1 protein-coding gene is annotated in these 662 nt (G+C 78.7%); it reads left to right on the forward strand.

The features are described 5' to 3' along the window. Positions 1-11: 11 nt before the first annotated feature. Positions 12-662, forward strand: a 651-nt coding sequence (locus tag GTW08_RS26475) for an FAD-binding oxidoreductase (protein WP_161152682.1), incomplete at its 3' end; no start/stop codon positions are given.

Consider the following 662-nt stretch of genomic DNA (forward strand, 5'->3'; position numbering starts at 1 on the left):
CCCTGCGAGGGATGAGCACCGATCCCGCCGCGACCGGCCCCCGGCGCACCGACCGCCCGCTCGACGAGGCCGGCGTCGTGACGGCCGTGCGACGGGCCGCGGAACGGGGCGCCACCGTCCGCCCCACCGGTGCCGGCGGCCGCGCCCCGGGACCCCTCGTCCGGACCGATGACGTACTACTCGACGTGTCCGCGCTGACCGGCGTCGTCGAGATCGGCGAGGACACCGTGCGGGTGCGGGCCGGGGAGACCGTCGCGGACCTCTGCGTCGCCCTCGCCGCCGCCGGCCGGGCGCTGGCCACCGTGCCCGACGCGCCCCGCGCCACCATCGGCGGCGCCACCGGGCTGGGCATGTACGGCGGCGCCCCCGCGGAGGGCTCGCTGTCCGGCCAGGTCCGGGCCGTCCGGTTGGTCGACGGCCGAGGCACGGTCCGCGACGTCACCGGACCCGACCTCGACGCCGCCCGCTGCGGGCTCGGCGCACTGGGCATCGCGACCGCGCTGGAGCTCCGCACCGTCCCGCTCACGCGGCTGCAGGTGCACGAGCGCGCCGTCGGCATCGACGAGGTGCTCGGCGAGGACCTGCTCGGCGAGCACGCCTGGACCGAGTGCGACATCGCGGTCAGCCCGTCGGCGCACGCCGGGTCCGCGGTGCTGCGCTGG

The sequence above is a fragment of the Pseudonocardia sp. SID8383 genome, from assembly GCF_009864975.1.
Classification (GTDB): Bacteria; Actinomycetota; Actinomycetes; order Mycobacteriales; family Pseudonocardiaceae; genus Pseudonocardia; species Pseudonocardia alni.